The organism is Fusibacter fontis (genome assembly GCF_055378735.1).
Window position 1 is genome coordinate 2,947,050 of record NZ_AP042445.1, and the last position, 16,536, is coordinate 2,963,585.

Annotated in this window: 15 protein-coding genes; 11 read left to right on the forward strand and 4 right to left on the reverse strand. The window is 39.9% G+C overall.

Translation table 11 applies throughout. The features are described from left to right. Positions 1-7 precede the first annotated feature (7 nt). Genes ACZ41W_RS13240 through ACZ41W_RS13250 form a run of 3 tightly spaced genes read left to right on the forward strand, consistent with a single transcriptional unit; the run spans position 8 to position 3,901 of the window. Positions 8-349 (forward strand): HIT domain-containing protein, encoded by a 342-nt coding sequence (locus ACZ41W_RS13240; protein WP_464312458.1) that lies wholly within the window; start codon positions 8-10, stop codon positions 347-349. Then, positions 349-2,196, forward strand: a complete 1,848-nt coding sequence (locus ACZ41W_RS13245; protein WP_464312459.1) for an ABC transporter ATP-binding protein — start codon at positions 349-351, stop codon at positions 2,194-2,196. The genes ACZ41W_RS13240 and ACZ41W_RS13245 overlap by 1 nt, the downstream gene beginning before the upstream one ends. Beyond that, a complete protein-coding gene (locus ACZ41W_RS13250) occupies positions 2,186-3,901 on the forward strand; it encodes an ABC transporter ATP-binding protein (RefSeq protein ID WP_464312460.1) in 1,716 nt (571 codons plus the stop codon). The genes ACZ41W_RS13245 and ACZ41W_RS13250 overlap by 11 nt, the downstream gene beginning before the upstream one ends. On the opposite strand, the gene ACZ41W_RS13255 is transcribed toward ACZ41W_RS13250, so the two are convergent. Beyond that, entirely contained in the window at positions 3,886-4,704 is an 819-nt protein-coding gene (locus tag ACZ41W_RS13255; protein ID WP_464312461.1) for a GNAT family N-acetyltransferase, read from the reverse strand. The two genes, ACZ41W_RS13250 and ACZ41W_RS13255, sit on opposite strands and share 16 nt — an antisense overlap. 204 nt (positions 4,705-4,908) lie before the next feature. Here ACZ41W_RS13255 and ACZ41W_RS13260 point away from each other — a divergent pair, with 204 nt between their 5' ends. From ACZ41W_RS13260 to ACZ41W_RS13295, 8 genes are all read left to right on the forward strand, one after another. Beyond that, positions 4,909-5,781 (forward strand): hypothetical protein, encoded by an 873-nt coding sequence (locus ACZ41W_RS13260; RefSeq protein ID WP_464312462.1) that lies wholly within the window; start codon positions 4,909-4,911, stop codon positions 5,779-5,781. 101 nt (positions 5,782-5,882) lie between these two features. Then, a complete protein-coding gene (locus ACZ41W_RS13265) occupies positions 5,883-7,469 on the forward strand; it encodes a GNAT family N-acetyltransferase (protein WP_464312463.1) in 1,587 nt (528 codons plus the stop codon). A 141-nt stretch (positions 7,470-7,610) separates the two neighbouring features. Further along, a complete protein-coding gene (locus ACZ41W_RS13270; RefSeq protein ID WP_464312464.1) occupies positions 7,611-8,189 on the forward strand; it encodes a GNAT family N-acetyltransferase in 579 nt (192 codons plus the stop codon). A 68-nt stretch (positions 8,190-8,257) separates the two neighbouring features. Continuing rightward, entirely contained in the window at positions 8,258-9,226 is a 969-nt protein-coding gene (locus ACZ41W_RS13275; RefSeq protein ID WP_464312465.1) for an amidohydrolase family protein, read from the forward strand. Next, positions 9,227-9,928, forward strand: a complete 702-nt coding sequence (locus ACZ41W_RS13280) for a lysophospholipid acyltransferase family protein (RefSeq protein ID WP_464312466.1) — start codon at positions 9,227-9,229, stop codon at positions 9,926-9,928. It begins immediately after the preceding gene. A gap of 15 nt (positions 9,929-9,943) precedes the next feature. After that, positions 9,944-10,453 carry a DEAD/DEAH box helicase family protein gene (locus tag ACZ41W_RS13285; protein ID WP_464312467.1) on the forward strand — a complete coding sequence of 170 codons (510 nt, stop codon included), beginning with the start codon at positions 9,944-9,946 and terminating at the stop codon, positions 10,451-10,453. Positions 10,454-10,506: 53 nt separating this feature from the next. Beyond that, a complete protein-coding gene (locus ACZ41W_RS13290; RefSeq protein WP_464312468.1) occupies positions 10,507-11,034 on the forward strand; it encodes a hypothetical protein in 528 nt (175 codons plus the stop codon). A gap of 115 nt (positions 11,035-11,149) precedes the next feature. Next, on the forward strand, positions 11,150-11,599 hold the full coding sequence (locus ACZ41W_RS13295; RefSeq protein ID WP_464312469.1) for a hypothetical protein: 450 nt from the start codon (positions 11,150-11,152) through the stop codon (positions 11,597-11,599). 77 nt (positions 11,600-11,676) lie between these two features. On the opposite strand, the gene ACZ41W_RS13300 is transcribed toward ACZ41W_RS13295, so the two are convergent. From ACZ41W_RS13300 to ACZ41W_RS13310, 3 genes are all read right to left on the reverse strand, one after another. Then, positions 11,677-13,722 carry an S-layer homology domain-containing protein gene (locus ACZ41W_RS13300; protein WP_464312470.1) on the reverse strand — a complete coding sequence of 682 codons (2,046 nt, stop codon included), beginning with the start codon at positions 13,720-13,722 and terminating at the stop codon, positions 11,677-11,679. A gap of 113 nt (positions 13,723-13,835) precedes the next feature. Beyond that, positions 13,836-15,362 (reverse strand): histidine kinase N-terminal 7TM domain-containing diguanylate cyclase, encoded by a 1,527-nt coding sequence (locus tag ACZ41W_RS13305; RefSeq protein ID WP_464312471.1) that lies wholly within the window; start codon positions 15,360-15,362, stop codon positions 13,836-13,838. Between the two features lie 159 nt (positions 15,363-15,521). Continuing rightward, complete coding sequence (locus ACZ41W_RS13310) at positions 15,522-16,403, reverse strand: hypothetical protein (protein ID WP_464312472.1); 882 nt, start codon at positions 16,401-16,403, stop codon at positions 15,522-15,524. Positions 16,404-16,536: the final 133 nt, after the last annotated feature.

Here is a 16,536-nt window from a genome sequence, read left to right on the forward strand (position 1 = left end):
GATTAAGATGAGTCAATGTGTATTTTGTGAAATTGTAGAAGGTAAGAGAGAAGCGAAAATTTTATATGAAAATGAGTATGTCATGGCATTTTACGGACTTCATTTTATGGCAGATGTCCATGTATTGGTTATTCCGAAAAAACACATTGAAAACATCATGGACATCAGCGATGAAGACGATCAGATAATCGCAGAGATACATAAGGCAATCAAAGTGATTGCTAAAAAATTTGGTGTGGATGAAACCGGATTCAGAGTCATCACCAACACGGGAAAAGATGGACAACAAGAAGTCTATCATATGCATTACCACGTTATCGGTGGCAGACAGCTTAAATGGGAGATGTAATGGCAGATTGTACAGAACAAAAGAGTCACTTGAAAAAAATCTATCTTTGGACGTTGAGTTATTTTAAACCGTTTTGGAAGATGACACTTTTTTATGTAATGTGTGGCGGTGCCATGATCTTTGGTGAACTCATGATTCCAAGGCGGATGGGGACACTTATTGATCAGCTGATGCCGAGCAAAGATTTGTCGCGAATTGGAAAAGAAATCATCTTTTTAAGTGGCATCGTTTTGGGGATTTTGATCGTCAAGGCGATCTATCAGTTTTTAGAAGTGTTTATTTCCAATAAAATTACTCAAAACCAGCAAATGGATTTGATGAAAAAACTACAGCAATTGGGATTTTCTTATTATGAAAAAGTTCCAACGGGTCAAATTCTTGGGATGTTTGAAAACTCTGTGAACGAAACCCAAAAGACCTATACATTTCTCTTTCCCAATTTTATTTATTGTCTGGCGCAATTTGCGGTTCCTTCGATTATTTTGATCCAAACTGCCCCGATGTTTTTTATGGCATCAATGATTGGAAACATCTTATATGTCGGTCTCAATCACTTTACCAACAAAAATATTCATTATTACTTGGGTATTGAAACCGAAGCGGCGCAAGTTTCACAGCAAACACTATATGACTCGCTTTCTGCAACGACAGAGCTGAAAGCCATGGGAAGTCAAAAGTGGTTTGCAGTTAAGACGCTAAAGGCGTTTGATGCATTTAGAATTCCGCGCATGTGGTCGATCTTTTGGCGTCATTTTAGGTTTACAACCGTTGGTCTTACGCTGACGATATCGGTTGTTTTGTTCTATGTATTTGGACTGGATTTGATTCAAAGTGGTGAACTCTTGCTGGGTGAATTTATTGGACTGAGTTTCTTGATGGGACTTGCTTCAAGGGGCTTTAGCGTGTTTTTCTACATTATTCCAGCGCAATATCACGCGCTTAATTATGCAAAGCATCTCTATGAATTTATGCATCTGAAACCTGAAGTGAGTGAAGGCAGTCATGAGCTAAGCGAAGGCAGTTGTGAGCAAATCGAAAGCAGTTATGAGCAAAGTGAAGGTGTTCATGAGCAAAATGAATGGATTGGAAACACGATAAAAAATGACGTCCCGAAAGTGGTTCTTGAATTTAAATCGGTGTCGTTTGGCTATCAAGCTGAACGTCCGATTCTCAATCAACTCAATTTGGCGATTGAAAAAGGTAAAAAGACGGCTTTCGTCGGAGAAAGTGGCAGTGGAAAATCCACCGTTCTCAAATTAATTGGAAGATTTTATGATCCAGTTGAGGGCGTGATTGAATGGAACGGACATGATCTGAAAACGTTGAAATTCGATACGTTAAGACAAGAACTGGGATATGTTTTTCAAGAGACGTACCTCTTTAATCTGTCGATCAAAGAAAATATTCGGTTTGGAAACCCCGCTGCAAGTGATCAGGATGTTATTGAGGCGGCTAAAAAAGCATGTGCCCATGAGTTTATACTCGAGATGGAAAATGGTTATGATACGCCTGTAGGGGAACGTGGTATGCGACTTTCAGGTGGACAAAGACAGCGGATCGCCATTGCGCGGATGCTCCTGAAAAATCCCTCGATGATTCTGCTCGATGAGGCAACTTCGGCGCTGGATAATCAGACTGAACAACGCGTAAAAGAGGCGATTGACGCGCTTTCGGATGGCAAAACAGTGGTCGCAGTGGCACACCGTTTATCGACCATTCAAGATTATGATCATATTATCGTACTGGATTCTGGAAAAGTGGCTGAGCAGGGGACTTATTACTCTTTAATGGCTCAAGAAGGCATCTTTTATCACTTAATGATGCGAGGTGATGTTCATGAGAAATAGTCTTCGGTTTATTTTAAGTGCCATCGAACAGAAACGATGGTTCTTACTTGGATATGGGGCGCTCATTTTAGAATGTATCACGCCAATTCTCGCTGCTTTGTTCCAACGAGATTTGATTGATCGCGTCTTTTTAAAAGGACACTATGAAGTTTTCACGAAGTTATTGGCATTATATGCCGTTTTCTATTTCGGGCCCAAACTGTGGTTTACAGTGAGAAAGGTTATTTTTTTTCATGTGAGTTATCGGGCTCAAGGTGTTCTGATTCAGCGATTTCTTGAGAAAATTGGACGACTATCAAATGCGGATTTGACGAAAGAATCCACGGGTAAGCTTCTGAACACACTTCGCACGGATATTTCAGATGCGTGTGATGTAGCAGTCAATCAGATGCTATCAGAATGGGTTTATGTCGTGGTGATGATTCTTTTACTCAGTCTATCTATTGCGTCTATCAGCGTAAGTCTGTTCTTGATCGTTTTAGCAGTTGCCTGTGTGTATTATGGGTTGCTCAAGTGGTTTGGCCCTAAAACAAAAGCCTATGCTTCAGCGGTTCGACATGAACGCCGAGGTGTTGCGACTACAGTTGAAGAGGGGATATCCGGCGTTCGAGAGATCGTCGCTTTCAATCGTCAAGAGTGGCAAATGTCGCGTTACAATCAGGTGTTTCAGCAGTATTTCAAAGCAGTGAAGTCAGAAAACCTGTATAAAGCGAAGATTCTATTTGTGAGCGAACCGTTTATGTACGGCACGAAATTATTGGTCATTTTATTAGGGGCTTATCAACTGATGAAGGGCCGGGTATCACTGGGGGCTTTTGTGGTGAGTTATACACTCGTCGATCAATTGGTGACGGCTCTGGGGCAATTATTTCAGTTAAGTTTAACCGGTAAACGGCTAACCGCGCCCGTTCAGCAGATACAGAGAATTTTGACGATGCAAGAAGAAAGCATTGGAACGAGACTGTTTGAAGAACCGATTCATTCCATTCGCTTTGAGAATGTGACATTTCGCTATCAGCAAGAGTTGGAGCCAATCCTCAAAAATCTGACACTGGAAATACCCACAGGAAAAAAAGTGGCGATTGTCGGTAAAAGTGGGAGTGGTAAATCGACGATTGCACAGTTGCTCTTGAGGATGGCAAAACCGGAATCTGGTGAAATCACGATGAATCACGTGACGATTTGGTCATATGGAGAGCAATATACCGATCGAGTTTCTGTCGTTTTTCAGCAGCCGCATTTTATGCCGTTATCTATTGTGGACAACTTGGTGTTTCATCGAGCTTATCAACAGGAACAGATTGACGATGCATGTCGCTGTGCTCTCTGTGACGATTTTATTCGAAAATTACCAGATGGATTTGAAACCATGCTAGGCGAACGCGGAACCAATTTATCGGGCGGGCAAAAACAGCGTCTGGCGTTATCAAGAGCCCTTTTAACCCATGCGGATTTGTTGATTTTAGATGAAGCCACTTCGGCGCTTGACAGTGAAACAGAATATCAAGTGCAGATGAATCTAGATAAAATAAGACGCGGAAAAACAACTTTAATCATTGCGCATCGACTCTCAACGATTCAAAACGCAGATTTGATTATTGTGATGGATCAAGGACAAATAGTGGCTCAAGGAACGCACGAAACGCTCCTTGAAGAAAGTACCCTCTATCAATCGCTATTTCATGCGTCTTATAAGAGCGTGTAAACCGTGTACGCTTCTTTAAAGCGATACCCGAGTTTCTCAGCAAGTGCCACAGAATCCGTATTAGCGGCATCCCATCTCGGATATATGTCGCGATCTAAGCAATCTAAAATTAATTTTGAAGCGCAAGCCAATGCCAATCCTTTTCTTCTATACGCATCCACTGTGCCAATTGTAATGTCAATCGCTCCAGTACATGCGCTATATGAAGATGCACCAGCAATAATCTCATCTTCATGCAAAAATGCATATCCGAGGCCTTTTTCGAGAAATGCTTTACTGGAATCGAAAAACATGCAAAAGTCTGCAGTAAAAGGATGACTAAGTGCGCGGTTGCAAAGCGTCTCGTCAAAGGCGCACATTGTATACTCAGAAGGTATATTTTGAAGATACGATTCAAGTACAACACGGTTGAATCCTTCTTTTTCCCAATGGAAAGCATATCGTAAAAAACTTTTGATCGTGTCAGGAAAACGAAGTTGAATGGAAGCCTTCCAAGTATCGGATTCACATACGATGATTTGACCTTTTCCATGTTTATAAATTAAGGCAATCAGAGCGTCGGTCATTGGCATCGGGGGTTCGCCGAGCAAGAATAAGAAATCTGCTACTGCTACAATACCAAAACTTGGATCGGCATCATTCATCCATGCGCGTCCCATAACACCTTCTATACATGCCCAAATTAACACTTCTTCCTTTGGAATACGGAGTTGTGTTAATCGGGAGCGATCTTCTAACGGAAGTTCTTGAAAAGTAGGATTTGTTGTATGAGATGATTCTAGTTGATTGAATTGTGGTTTCATTGTCGCCTCCATAAATGATGTGTAGATTTATCATGAAAAGTGTACCATACTTTGTTAACAATGAGCGATTTTTCAGCGCATTTTTTTGAAAGTAATGATTTTGTAATAAAGATTCATATAATTTTAATTTTTAAAAACAATTTGACTGTTATACTTAAAAGAGTATCGAGTATTTTATGGATGATATTCTAGGGGAGATGTGAGATGAAGCAAATGACCAATAAACTGACCAATAAACTGACCAATAAACTGATCAAGAAATACACTTACTTTTTATATGTGCTCTGTTTGTGCGCTTTGATTTTTTCTGTATCGGGTTGTACAAAGACCGATTCAGGTCAATCAAAGAGTGACACAACGACTGAGGCTCTTGTATCTGAAGTTTCAAATGAGACAACTGAACCTGAATCTGGAACTGAAACTGAATCACCTACGCTTCTCTTTAAGACAAGTGTGAACTATGACAAAGAAACGCGTTTGCAGCGAACGACGCTGGATGCGCAAGGCTATCCACTCACTGTGTATTTTGAAATTCCCGTGTTTGAAGGAAAGACAAAAGGTGTTGAAAAGATCAATGACTTTTTTCAAGAGCTCAATAAAGCCTTTTTTTCACCTGAAAATGAAAATTTAGTCGGTGCGTGGGAAGTCGCAACTACGGATTCACCTGAAAATACCAGTTATTATTATACACGAAGTGCAACTATTACGCAGCAGACAGAGGACTATGTGAGTGTCTGTATTGTGTACGATTGGTGGATGGGGGGCGTCGATGACTACGGGAGTGATAGCTATGTTTTTAGTATCGAGACCGGTGAACAACTTCAATTAACAGACCTCATTGATGCTGATGAGCAAACCATTCAAGCGATGATTATGACCGAACTCGAGACGCTGGACGACGGAAAAGGTGACATCGATATGGAAGCGGTCAAATTGATTGAACTCAATGACTTTGAGTTTCAAATTGTGAACGATAAAATCATGATCATGTTTGATAAATATGAAGCATCTTACGGCGCTTACGGCGCATTTGAAGTGGAATTGCCTGTGAAAATTCAGTTGAATCAGTCACACTAAATAGAAACAATACTCAGCAGAAGCAGTACGCAGCAGAAGAGTCTCGACAAACTGAAGGGCTCTTATGCTGAATTACATAGTGTGAATAAGGAGAAAAAACCATGAGTAAAGGTGAACGATATGATCAAATGACAACAAATCCTCAAAGTGATGAACTTGGTTTTTTTGAAAATTACGAGTCGAATTTGAGTTATGTCAGAAATCGCTTGATGGAACTAAAACCAAGTGAAATCATAGATTTGGGCTGTGGAACGGGAAATTTGTCCGGTCCACTAAGTGCGACATTTTCAACCGTGGGCGTTGATCAGTCCGCTGAAATGTTAAGTCAAGCACAACTCAAATACCCAATGATGAAACTGAATCCCATATCATTAGAAGATTGGCTCATCCAGACGCCGATTCAGGAAGGTGTCTGCATCGTCAGTTCTTTTGTCTTCCATGCCATTAAAGATAAAACACTTTTGATGGCAGAACTGGCAAAGCGCATTCGCGCAGGGAATCGACTCATTCTGTTGGATTATGTCTTCCAAGATGATGCAAGTCGAATGCATTTTTTGTCGGAACTTGAAAGACAGCAAAAATCGGAGTTAAAAGCGATCGTTGAAAGAAAACATTATCTCCAGCTCGATGCACTAGAAAATTGGTGCAAAAATGAACAGTTTCAAATGACTTATAGGATGTTGACACATTGGATTGCTTGTGTTGAAATCATATCTGAGAGCCAAATTGAAATGACATTTGCGACTCCGCCTGATTCGTCCACGTTCTTTCAACCCTACATCGAACTACAAAATCAACTGGCATTAGAAGATCCCTATGTGATCCGTGAAACCTTGGATGCGTTCTTAAAGCAGAACTGTGAAGAACTAAAATCCGGCATCACTCAGATTGCTATCGCGACCATCGAGGATGAAGCCGTGGGATATCTTAAATTTAAGGCTTCAAATGGTTGTGCGAGAGTTGAAAATGTGTACCTTAAAAAAGGACATCGCACGCTTGGTGCATATGTAAAAATGCTAGAGAGTTTAGAGGCAATGGCGCAAAAATCAAAACTCTCTGAAGTTCGCTATGTCGGCGTGATGGAGACTTCAGGTTTATCTGAGACTTCGAGTTTATCTAAGGCGTTTATCCAGTGCAAATATACATTAGAGCGTGAGCACATTCAAATGGAGAAAAGTCTCGCGAATTCCAAATCAGTGCCAGCAGTGGATACGCCAACAGTGGATATGGCAATGGCAACCGGTTTGACCTATCGCGAATTTCATGAAATTGGGGATGCGGAGTGGATTTTTCAGTGGATGCAGACCTGCATGGTGGGTAGTTCGTTCAATTATGAACTGGAAGAAATTATGGGACTTATGTCGCCAAGCACTGATTTTGCGTTTGTTCTTTATGAACAGGAACAACCAGTGGGTTTTATGATTACGCGCATCAATGACAAACGCAATCAGCAAGAGCAAAAAAATGTGCTCTATATAGAAGAAATCGCAATACATCCTCAATATCGAAATAAAGGATGGGGATCGAAAGCATTTGCCGTAGCACTATGCGAAAAATTGGCGATGGATCACGTACGTTTACATGTGTTTCGACATAACCAAAATGCACATCGACTTTATTTAAAACTCGGATTCCAAGAAATGAAGAGCATTGGATATTGGAGCAAATCAATAGCCGCTGATCAATAGTGGACATTGCATCAATCATGTATTACATCCTTTATTTCATGTAAATATCTCATGATGCATGATGTAGGATATAAATAATCGTCACGCTACAAATAAATATCACGTATAAATAAAAATAAAACCGACACAAGGAGACGACATATGATGACACTAGAATTTACACCATTTCCAGTTCTTGAAACAGAACGATTTATGTTAATACAAATCACACAGGCGCATCAAGACGACCTGTATGAACTGCTTTCAAACCCAAATGTCGCGGAGTTTGATTATTTCTATCCAGTAGAATCCATGGAAAAAGTGATGAAATTCATTGCGCGATACGAATCGGAACGCGAAAGTCAAAGTGAAATCACATGGGGAATTCTGATGAAAGATTCGCATGAACTCATTGGAACGTGCTGTCTAGGAAACTTTGACGAAGACGCTAGACGCGCTGAAATTGGCTATGCGCTGAAAGAATCTCACTGGGGAAAAGGCGTTGCAACAGAAGTGGTTGGAAAGGTGACTCAGTATGGGTTCAAAACCATTGGACTCAATCGAATTGAAGCGACCATTACACCTGGAAATGATGCCTCGGTACGCGTTCTTGAAAAAATAGGCTATCAAAGAGAAGGCCTTGTCAGAGAGCGCGATTTTCTTAAAGGTCAACTTGTCGATGGCATTATCATGGGCATTTTGGCAAAAGATTTATCAACCTGTAAACTTGTAAACCTGTAAAATTGTAAACTTGTAAAACTACGTGACTTTAAACTTGTTTAACGAATAATACGAGAAGGAGCATGGCGATGAGCACAAATTCAGAACGCTTTAAAAGCGCCTTAAAAGAAAATAATGTCCCTTGCCTCAGAACCATCCCAAAAGCAGATTTACATAATCACTTTGTAATGGGTGGAAATCGAGAGTACATCCAGAAAAAGACGGGGAAATTGATCTTGCCACTAGAAAAACCACTCACTTCCATGGATGACATGCATCAATGGGCATCGACGAATTTTGCATCGTTACAAGAGAGCATGGATCAAACGGAAGTCAGAAAACTCAAGATAGAAGCGACTTTTGAGCAGGCGCGTCTTGATGGCGTTAAAATACTCGAAATAGGTGAGGATGTCTGGGGATTAAATGAATTCTTTGAAGGAGATATCCACAGATTAATCGAGGCATTTACAAGTGTTAACGAAACACTCGCCCCTGATACAGAACTTCGCCTACAGATTGGGTTATCGCGTCATTGTGGAATTGAGTATTTAGAACGCGTGCTTGAACCTTTCTGGGGAAGACCGGAGTTTTATTCAATCGATTTGTACGGCGATGAACTGGCACAACCGATTCACAAATTCGCCAATATCTATAAAAAAGCCAAACGATACGGTTTGAACCTCAAAGCGCATGTGGGAGAATGGGGCACATCTCGGGACGTCATCGAAGCTATTGAGGTACTCGAACTTGATGAAATTCAGCACGGGATTGCGGCAGCTTCCGATGACTATGCGATTCAAATGATTAAAGAACGCGGGATCCGGCTGAACCTAACACCCACCAGTAATGTCATGTTAGGGCGCGTGCCTTCGCTAAAAGCACATCCCATTAAACCATTATTTGAAAGTGGCGTGGATGTCACCATCAACTCGGATGACATTCTGATCTTTGGAAGTGAAGTGAGTCTTGAATACCTCGCTTTATATCGTGAATCTGTGCTTGGAGCAGATGAACTAGACTGTATTCGACTCAATGGTTTAAAAACAAGGAGTGTTTAAATGAAACAAAAGTGGATGGCAGCAATCATCAACAGGTTACCACAGAGGTGGTTGACTTATTTTTCTAAAAGAGTTGTGAATAGTTTTCTCAACAAATATGCCACGATTCAGTGTGAAGGAATGGAAAATCTTCAGGGCATTAAGTTGCCGACTTTATTTGTTTGCAATCATCTCAGCAATTCAGATGGCCTCGTGCTCAATCGCGTCCTCAAAGAAATTGACCCGACGTTTGTCGCAGGGGTTAAGCTCAAGGGTAACGCCCTCACCAAAATTGGCGTCAATGTCATGAAGACCACCAGTATCGTCCCGGATTCTCCGGATAAGGAGGGGATCACTAAGATTATACAGCTGATGAGAAATGGTGAAAGTATGTTGATTTTCCCTGAGGGAACGAGAAGTCGTGTGGGAAGTATGATCGAAGCGAAGAAGGGCATCCTTCTGATTGCTAAACTTACAGGTGCGCCAATCGTTCCAATTGGTTTATCTGGCACGGAAAAGCTCCTGCCTATAAATGCAAACGGCGACATGGGAGCCGAAAAGTTTCAGCATGCAAAAGTCTGCGTCCGAATTGGCAAGCAGTTTGAACTACCGAAGCGAGAAAAGCATCAAGATAAAGAAACTTATGAAGCGATGACAATGGATATGGTGATGCACCAAATCGCAGAACTCATACCAGAAGAATATAGGGGCGTGTACAGCTAAAATAGGAGACGACGCATGATTGTATGGATTAATGGGTCATTTGGGAGTGGAAAAACCTCCGTCGCAATAAAATTAAATGAGATGATTGAAAACTCACACCTTTATGATCCTGAAGAAGCGGGGTTTTATCTGAGGAGCAATCTCCCCAAAAAGGTCGTCACCAGTGATTTTCAAGATATGCCACTTTGGAGACAAGTGAATTATCAAGTGCTATTAGAAACTGCTAAGGACTACGATGGCATCTTGATCGTTCCAATGACACTTGTCAATTTGCAGTACTTTGATGAGATTGTCGGCAAACTCAAGTCGTCGAGAGTGGACATTAGACATTACTTTTTAAAAGCTTCACCTGAGACGTTGGTCAAGCGTCTCTTCGGACGTGGCGAACAAGAAGGCGATTGGGTGTTTGATCAAATTGAACGATGCACAACAGTTGAAGAGGATCATTTTAAAACGATTATTGAAACAGATGAATTGACGGTCGATGATGTTGCGAGTATAATATTTAATGAGATATTAATCTAGAAATAATATTTTTCACATTAAAAAACAAATATAATTATAGCGGGGGGAGTCGCATGATTGTTTGGATTAATGGTTCGTACGGAAGTGGAAAAAAATCAGTTTCAGACAAACTGAAACAAAAAATTGAGGGTTCATGTATTTTTGATCTTGAAGAACTCGGAGAGTACCTGAGATACAATTTGCCAAAATCAGTTCAAACAGATGACTTCAGAGACATGCCTCTTTGGAGAGAAATGGCCTTTCAAATATTGCTTGATCTTGCAAAAAACTATAAGGGTGTTGTCATTGTTCCGATGCGCCTAGTGAACGTTCAATATTTTGATGAAGTTGTGAATCGACTCAAAGCATCGCAAGTGGATATAAGGCATTACTATTTAAAGGTGAATTACGAAACGCTTAAAAAGCGACTTATTGACAATGGAAATCAAGAAGGTGAATGGGTATTCGAGCAACTTGAACGCGATGCCAAGGTTGATGATACCAAGCTGGTGAAGGTTATCAAGACGGACCGTATGACCGTTGATGCGGTCGTGAATAAAATATATAAAGAGGTAACTGTGGGAAGTATGGGTATATTTTAAGCAGCTATAGGTTGAAACATCCATGTTGAAACATCCATATTGAAACATCCATATTGAAACATATTGAAACATCCATATTGAAACATATTGAAACGTCCATATTGGACTGAGTTTTATGAGAAAGGAACGAGCTGATATGAAAGTCGTTACATATAATCGAAACAGTGGGATTGAATCGATTTCATCTTTTATGGGTTCTTACGTCATATTTAATCGATTCGAGAAAGAACAACTTATGACGAACGTAAGTGTTCATGAAATGTCTGATGTAAATGGACATTATCATATTGACACAAATCTTAATCCAGATGGCGATATGCTTTTTTTTGACTCAGGTAATATTAAAAGAATCTATGTGGACAAAGAAAAACACTGGCCATTTGACTACTGTATCAAGGTGGTTGCATCATGTCCAAGTAGTACAGAGTACGTGGCGTTTCGGTTTGTCGATGATACAGATGATCACTATGATCTCACAATCTGCTCGGGATCAGAATCTGAACACACCGTTCGATATAACAGTAAGAAACCGAGAATTAAATTTATTGATTTGAAGTTTTTTTAAGCAAATTAAAACAATGCGCTCATCGCAGCTGGAACTAAGTCCAGTTGAAATGAGCGCATTTTATTTGTGATTGTATTTTACCACCAGTATTTATAAAACTCGTAGATCATTTGTGCTGCTTCGCCACGTGTAAGTGTCGATTTTGGATCGAGGTAGACATCACGGTAGTTGATAAGACAATTGGTTTGGTAAGCCAATGAGAAATTGTCGTTAGTTATAGATGCTAATAATTGAATATCCTTATATTCTCTTGCGTCAAGTGGGTCGTCTGAAATTAAAAGGTAACCCGTATCTTCTATAAGACGCGTGGACATCAGATTGACAAGCTGCTCTTTTGTTAAGTTTCCTTTTGCATCAAGCGATATTTGAAAGTTTGGATTTCCAGTCATCATTTTGAGTGCATAAATCATGTCGGCGTTCGTCATAAGTGCATCTGGCGCAAATGTTTTATCTGTTTTTGGTGCGATAAGACCTTTTGCCACAAGAGCATTTACTGCCAATTTGATTTCCGTCGATTGTGTTGACAAATCCGTCAACGTTTTTGCATTTTGTTTTGCTACAAAAGTTCCGCCTGTGTTTGTATGAACTTCAAGCAATCCAGTTACGGGATTGTATTTACCGCCAGCATTCTTCTTAGCATCTACCACGGCTGTTTGAGTGTCTGTATTACCAGTAGTTGCTGGAATAGCTACGATGTAAGGCGTGTTAAGCGATTGATCCATTTTAACTGTATAGCTTCCGTTTGCCTCGGCGAAAGTGACAGTGACACCGCCAAGTTTTTGGATGGCTTTAAGTGCATTTTTATCGAGGATGAGTTGCACCTTTGGCGTCGCAATGACAAGTCGATAAACCGGTAAATCGCCAAGATCGCTCTCGAGCTTTAAAGTTGTGTTGACATCACTTAAGTTTGCCATAACGTGTTTTGTGTTGGATCGAAAGCCATAGATGTTTAAATTGAGCATCTCAGAAGCAATGGCATCTTGAACAGTTGCAGAATCCAAATTACCTAAATTCAGCATAGATGCACTTAATGCTTGGCCTGGTGTAACGCTGATGGCCTCAGCCTTTGCAAGCCCTCTTTCTAAAAAGACACTGGATACATTGTTCGCAGAACTAATGAGATATTGATCTTTATTATATCCTGAAACAAAGGTTTTAGAGGCAGCTGTATATGTTTCTAAATTGCTAATGCTGTTATAAGCAGTTGCGCTCGGTATAAACTCAGGGCGCTTATCTTGAGAAATCACCGCCTTTGGTTTACCAGTTCGAGCAAATCCCTTTTCGCGATAGTCACCACTTAGTAAAATTCCAAAAAGACTGTTGTCAGCGAGTTTGACAGCATCGCGTAGATAGCTTTTTAAGAACAGATTTTCAGACGTTTTAAAGATCTGACTTGAATAATACTTTGTACCCTTTGGAGCTGTTACATCGCTCGCATAGGTTTCCTCAAAATCGACTTCTGCACGATAATCATCTTCACTCCACAAACGGAATGTTTCATCTCCAAGTGACGCGATGGTTTTGTTATCTGTTGTTTTAGCATAATGTTCTTCTCCTTGATCAAAGTAGAAAAATCCTTGTTCGTAGTAGGCTTGATAATTATAGTTAGTTGCATATGTGAATTTCTTTGAGGCTAAATGCTTTCCATTTAGGTCATAGAGACTTGTCCCGACGAAAAAGTAGTCTGTGTGGTTATTGTTGATTAACCCTGCGAAGAACAATTTGTTATCGGCAATCACGATACTTTCTGGAAGGATGCCTGCATGTGTAGCGGTATGCTTTGTTTCCCAGATGAGTTTTCCTGCAGGATCTATCTTGTAGACAGACTTCTCTGAGATGCCATAGATAAAACCACCATAATAGTCTGCAATAGAAATCGTATCACTGGTTTTTAGTTTCCAAAGTTGCTTTAACGAAGCATCGTATTTTGCAAGATAACTTGCTTTGTTGCTAAGTCCTGTGACATAGATGGCGTCGTTCACTCTGAAGACTGTTGAAAAGATGCCGTCAGGTGTCAGACCGACATTGGATGTGATGGTTGGCGTTAGAATCTCCGCCCATGAAATGGTGCTGGTAAAAATGAGTGTCATTGTGATCAGTAATGCGAGTAACTTGCGTTTCATTGTATTGCCCCCCCAGTTGTATAAAAATAGACGTGCAAAAATGCACGCCTTTTTATTGTAATCAATTATTATGATTTTATCATTAAAATTTCATTAGAAATTGACGGAAAAATCTAACACATCGTCCGATTTCGACCTTTTTCTTTCGCTTCGTATAAAAGGTGATCAGCCTTGTTGAGTAGTGTGTCAAAAGAAGCTGTGGAAGGAGTCATTTCAACTAATCCAATGCTCACGGTGATGTGAAATTCTTGTGATTCAAAAGTCATTTTGGTGTGTTCCACGATTTGCCGAAATTCTTCCGATTTTTGGAAAGCGGTCTCTCGGCTAGAATTGAGCATGATGACGGCAAACTCTTCGCCACCCATTCTACCCACAATATCAGAATCTCTAAACGTACTAAGGAGCAAGTTCGCAAATCGCCTGATGACCTCGTCTCCGGCTTGATGACCATAAGAGTCGTTGATGCGTTTGAAGTAGTCGATGTCCATCATGAGGACGCTGAATGTTTCATTGTAGCGTTTGGCACGTGAAAATATTTCGCTGGCACATTCATTGAAATGACGTCTCGTACTAAGACCGCTTAGGACATCTGTGTTGGCCATTGACACTAAACGCTCGCGTAACTGTTCTTTTTCAGTAACGTCCGAAAGCGTCATGAGGCGTCCAGCCACTTGATTATGACCTTGTATGTTTTGAATGTGTAGGTCGATGAACTTTCTTTGCCCTTGGTCGTTTGCTGTTAATGTGAACTCTCTCAACGTCATAATATCGTTAAGGAAAGTAGGATGATCCTTTAACAGCGCGTTAAGAGAAATATGTTTAAGGTCGATATCAAGCCATTTGAACAGTTTCAGACTTGTATTATTGTAATCCACGACAAAATCATTTTTATCGAGAATCACAAAGCCGAGTTCGCTGTTAATAAAGACGCGTTCGCGTGCTAATGCCTTGATTTCCATGAAGTTGTATCGCGTTAGAGCGATGTTGATCAGGTAAACACAAGGCGGCAAGATCACAGCGGTAAAGTCAATCCCCGTTCCGCCCATATTTAATGCCACGAGTATCAATGAAAGATACGGCAGAATAGAGGCGATGAGTAGGAGTCTAAATGGCTTTCGATCATAGCCTTCACTTGATCTAAATCGTTTATAGTAAAACCAAGAACACATCACAAGTGCAACTAATACATAGAGCATCTGAACGACATACCATGGTCCCTTGCTGAGGAACATCAATGTCACGCCATTAGTGGTTTTCACCTGCATATCTGTATAATATAACCCGTGAAGAGAGTTCGTGAGGCGCGCAATAAACGTGAGACATGGCACTATAAAAATGAGAAACCAGCCTGTCCGAGTCAATTTCTTATCACGCTCAGTATACAAGATACTGACGAGCAGCCACAGTGCCGGGAAAAATGGAATTCCAAAGTATTGAACCTGATTCCAAAAGACCAACTGATCCAGCTGAGACATATTGATCTCCATTAAATATCCAAGCAAATACACCTGAATACTCAAACTCAATGTCCCAAGTGACATCGCATAAGACGACTTTCCTCTCGAATAAGAGATCACAAACATATACGTTAAAAATAAAATGCCAACAAATAAGTAAAGACTCAGTATTTTCGTAATCATAAACCCCTCGTTCGATTCGTCATATCTGTATTTATACAAGCTTTTGGGGGTTTTTAATCAGGTAATTTTGTATATACAGTAGGATTTATCAATAAAAAAATGTGCTGCCTTAAATGAAAGCGTAAATTCATTAAGACAAGCACATTTGTTTTTGGTGAATTATGCATTTGTTTCATTTAGAAGAAAAAATAGATGATCATTTACGAAACCTTTATCCACTTTTACAAATGTAGAAACGCCATATTTTGAAAATTTATCAAGGTCTCTTCGCTTATATTCCTCAATTTCGACTAAACCATCTTTACAGTTGTTACAGTAGTGCAAAATCAGTTTATGATACCCCATAGAAATCGGATCAGTCGACACTGGATGTGCTTTAATATGATCGATTATGCTGTTTGAAGCCTCAATTTCTTTTTTAAGCTCATACATTTTTTCGCTATTAAAATCGTCTGTTACTGAGAGAACCGCAGAATCCATGTAGCGTTTGCAATGATTGCAGTATTGTTTGTTTACGCTACTTCCATAAGAAGTTACCACAGCACCTAAAACGAATCCTAAAAATGAAATAGCCACTTTGATCCAGTTTAAGAATTTCCATCCGTCTAAATGAAAAATAGTTCTGAGTTTTCTTGAAAATGAAATGCTGGCGTGATTGGTTTGATATTTAAAAAAACTAACAAAAGTAAAAGCTTCTCCAGTATCTGGATTGGCATAATGACTAATGTGCTCTCCGCGCATTTGATAATTCATATCGCCATTATCAATATATGTAATTTTATATTGTGCAAACTGAATGCCAACAAAGATCAAAAGAGCTAAAATGAATGTCACGTGCTTCAGTTTTTTAGCGTGAAATTGAACTTTTTCAAGGTGTTTACCAAATGGTTTAAACATAAAATGTGTTGCCAGTAACGATCCAACGGGAATAACGATAAAAAAGCTAAACGATAAAACATCAATGCCTGTTGACGCGTAGATTAATAAAATTAGAGCGGATACAACTGCAACAGGTACAATAAGTAATAAAACTGCTAACATAAATTCCTCCATCAATATAATTTGTTACGTTTTCTTAACGCACAGCTTTTTTAATGTAACATCATATTCAAAGATGTGCAAGTTGAATTTGAAATAGTTGTAAATAATATACGAATAAACATATGCTGATACA

Excerpts from the sequence above, each read along its gene's own strand:
- ACZ41W_RS13285 (WP_464312467.1), top strand. The coding sequence starts at position 9,944 with ATGATTGTATGGATTAATGGGTCATTTGGGAGTGGAAAAACCTCCGTC.
- ACZ41W_RS13270 (WP_464312464.1), top strand. The coding sequence starts at position 7,611 with ATGATGACACTAGAATTTACACCATTTCCAGTTCTTGAAACAGAACGA.
- ACZ41W_RS13310 (WP_464312472.1), bottom strand. The coding sequence starts at position 16,403 with ATGTTAGCAGTTTTATTACTTATTGTACCTGTTGCAGTTGTATCCGCT.
- ACZ41W_RS13245 (WP_464312459.1), top strand. The coding sequence starts at position 349 with ATGGCAGATTGTACAGAACAAAAGAGTCACTTGAAAAAAATCTATCTT.
- ACZ41W_RS13265 (WP_464312463.1), top strand. The coding sequence starts at position 5,883 with ATGAGTAAAGGTGAACGATATGATCAAATGACAACAAATCCTCAAAGT.
- ACZ41W_RS13240 (WP_464312458.1), top strand. The coding sequence starts at position 8 with ATGAGTCAATGTGTATTTTGTGAAATTGTAGAAGGTAAGAGAGAAGCG.
- ACZ41W_RS13250 (WP_464312460.1), top strand. The coding sequence starts at position 2,186 with ATGAGAAATAGTCTTCGGTTTATTTTAAGTGCCATCGAACAGAAACGA.
- ACZ41W_RS13290 (WP_464312468.1), top strand. The coding sequence starts at position 10,507 with ATGATTGTTTGGATTAATGGTTCGTACGGAAGTGGAAAAAAATCAGTT.
- ACZ41W_RS13295 (WP_464312469.1), top strand. The coding sequence starts at position 11,150 with ATGAGAAAGGAACGAGCTGATATGAAAGTCGTTACATATAATCGAAAC.
- ACZ41W_RS13260 (WP_464312462.1), top strand. The coding sequence starts at position 4,909 with ATGAAGCAAATGACCAATAAACTGACCAATAAACTGACCAATAAACTG.
- ACZ41W_RS13300 (WP_464312470.1), bottom strand. The coding sequence starts at position 13,722 with ATGAAACGCAAGTTACTCGCATTACTGATCACAATGACACTCATTTTT.
- ACZ41W_RS13305 (WP_464312471.1), bottom strand. The coding sequence starts at position 15,362 with ATGATTACGAAAATACTGAGTCTTTACTTATTTGTTGGCATTTTATTT.
- ACZ41W_RS13255 (WP_464312461.1), bottom strand. The coding sequence starts at position 4,704 with ATGAAACCACAATTCAATCAACTAGAATCATCTCATACAACAAATCCT.
- ACZ41W_RS13275 (WP_464312465.1), top strand. The coding sequence starts at position 8,258 with ATGAGCACAAATTCAGAACGCTTTAAAAGCGCCTTAAAAGAAAATAAT.
- ACZ41W_RS13280 (WP_464312466.1), top strand. The coding sequence starts at position 9,227 with ATGAAACAAAAGTGGATGGCAGCAATCATCAACAGGTTACCACAGAGG.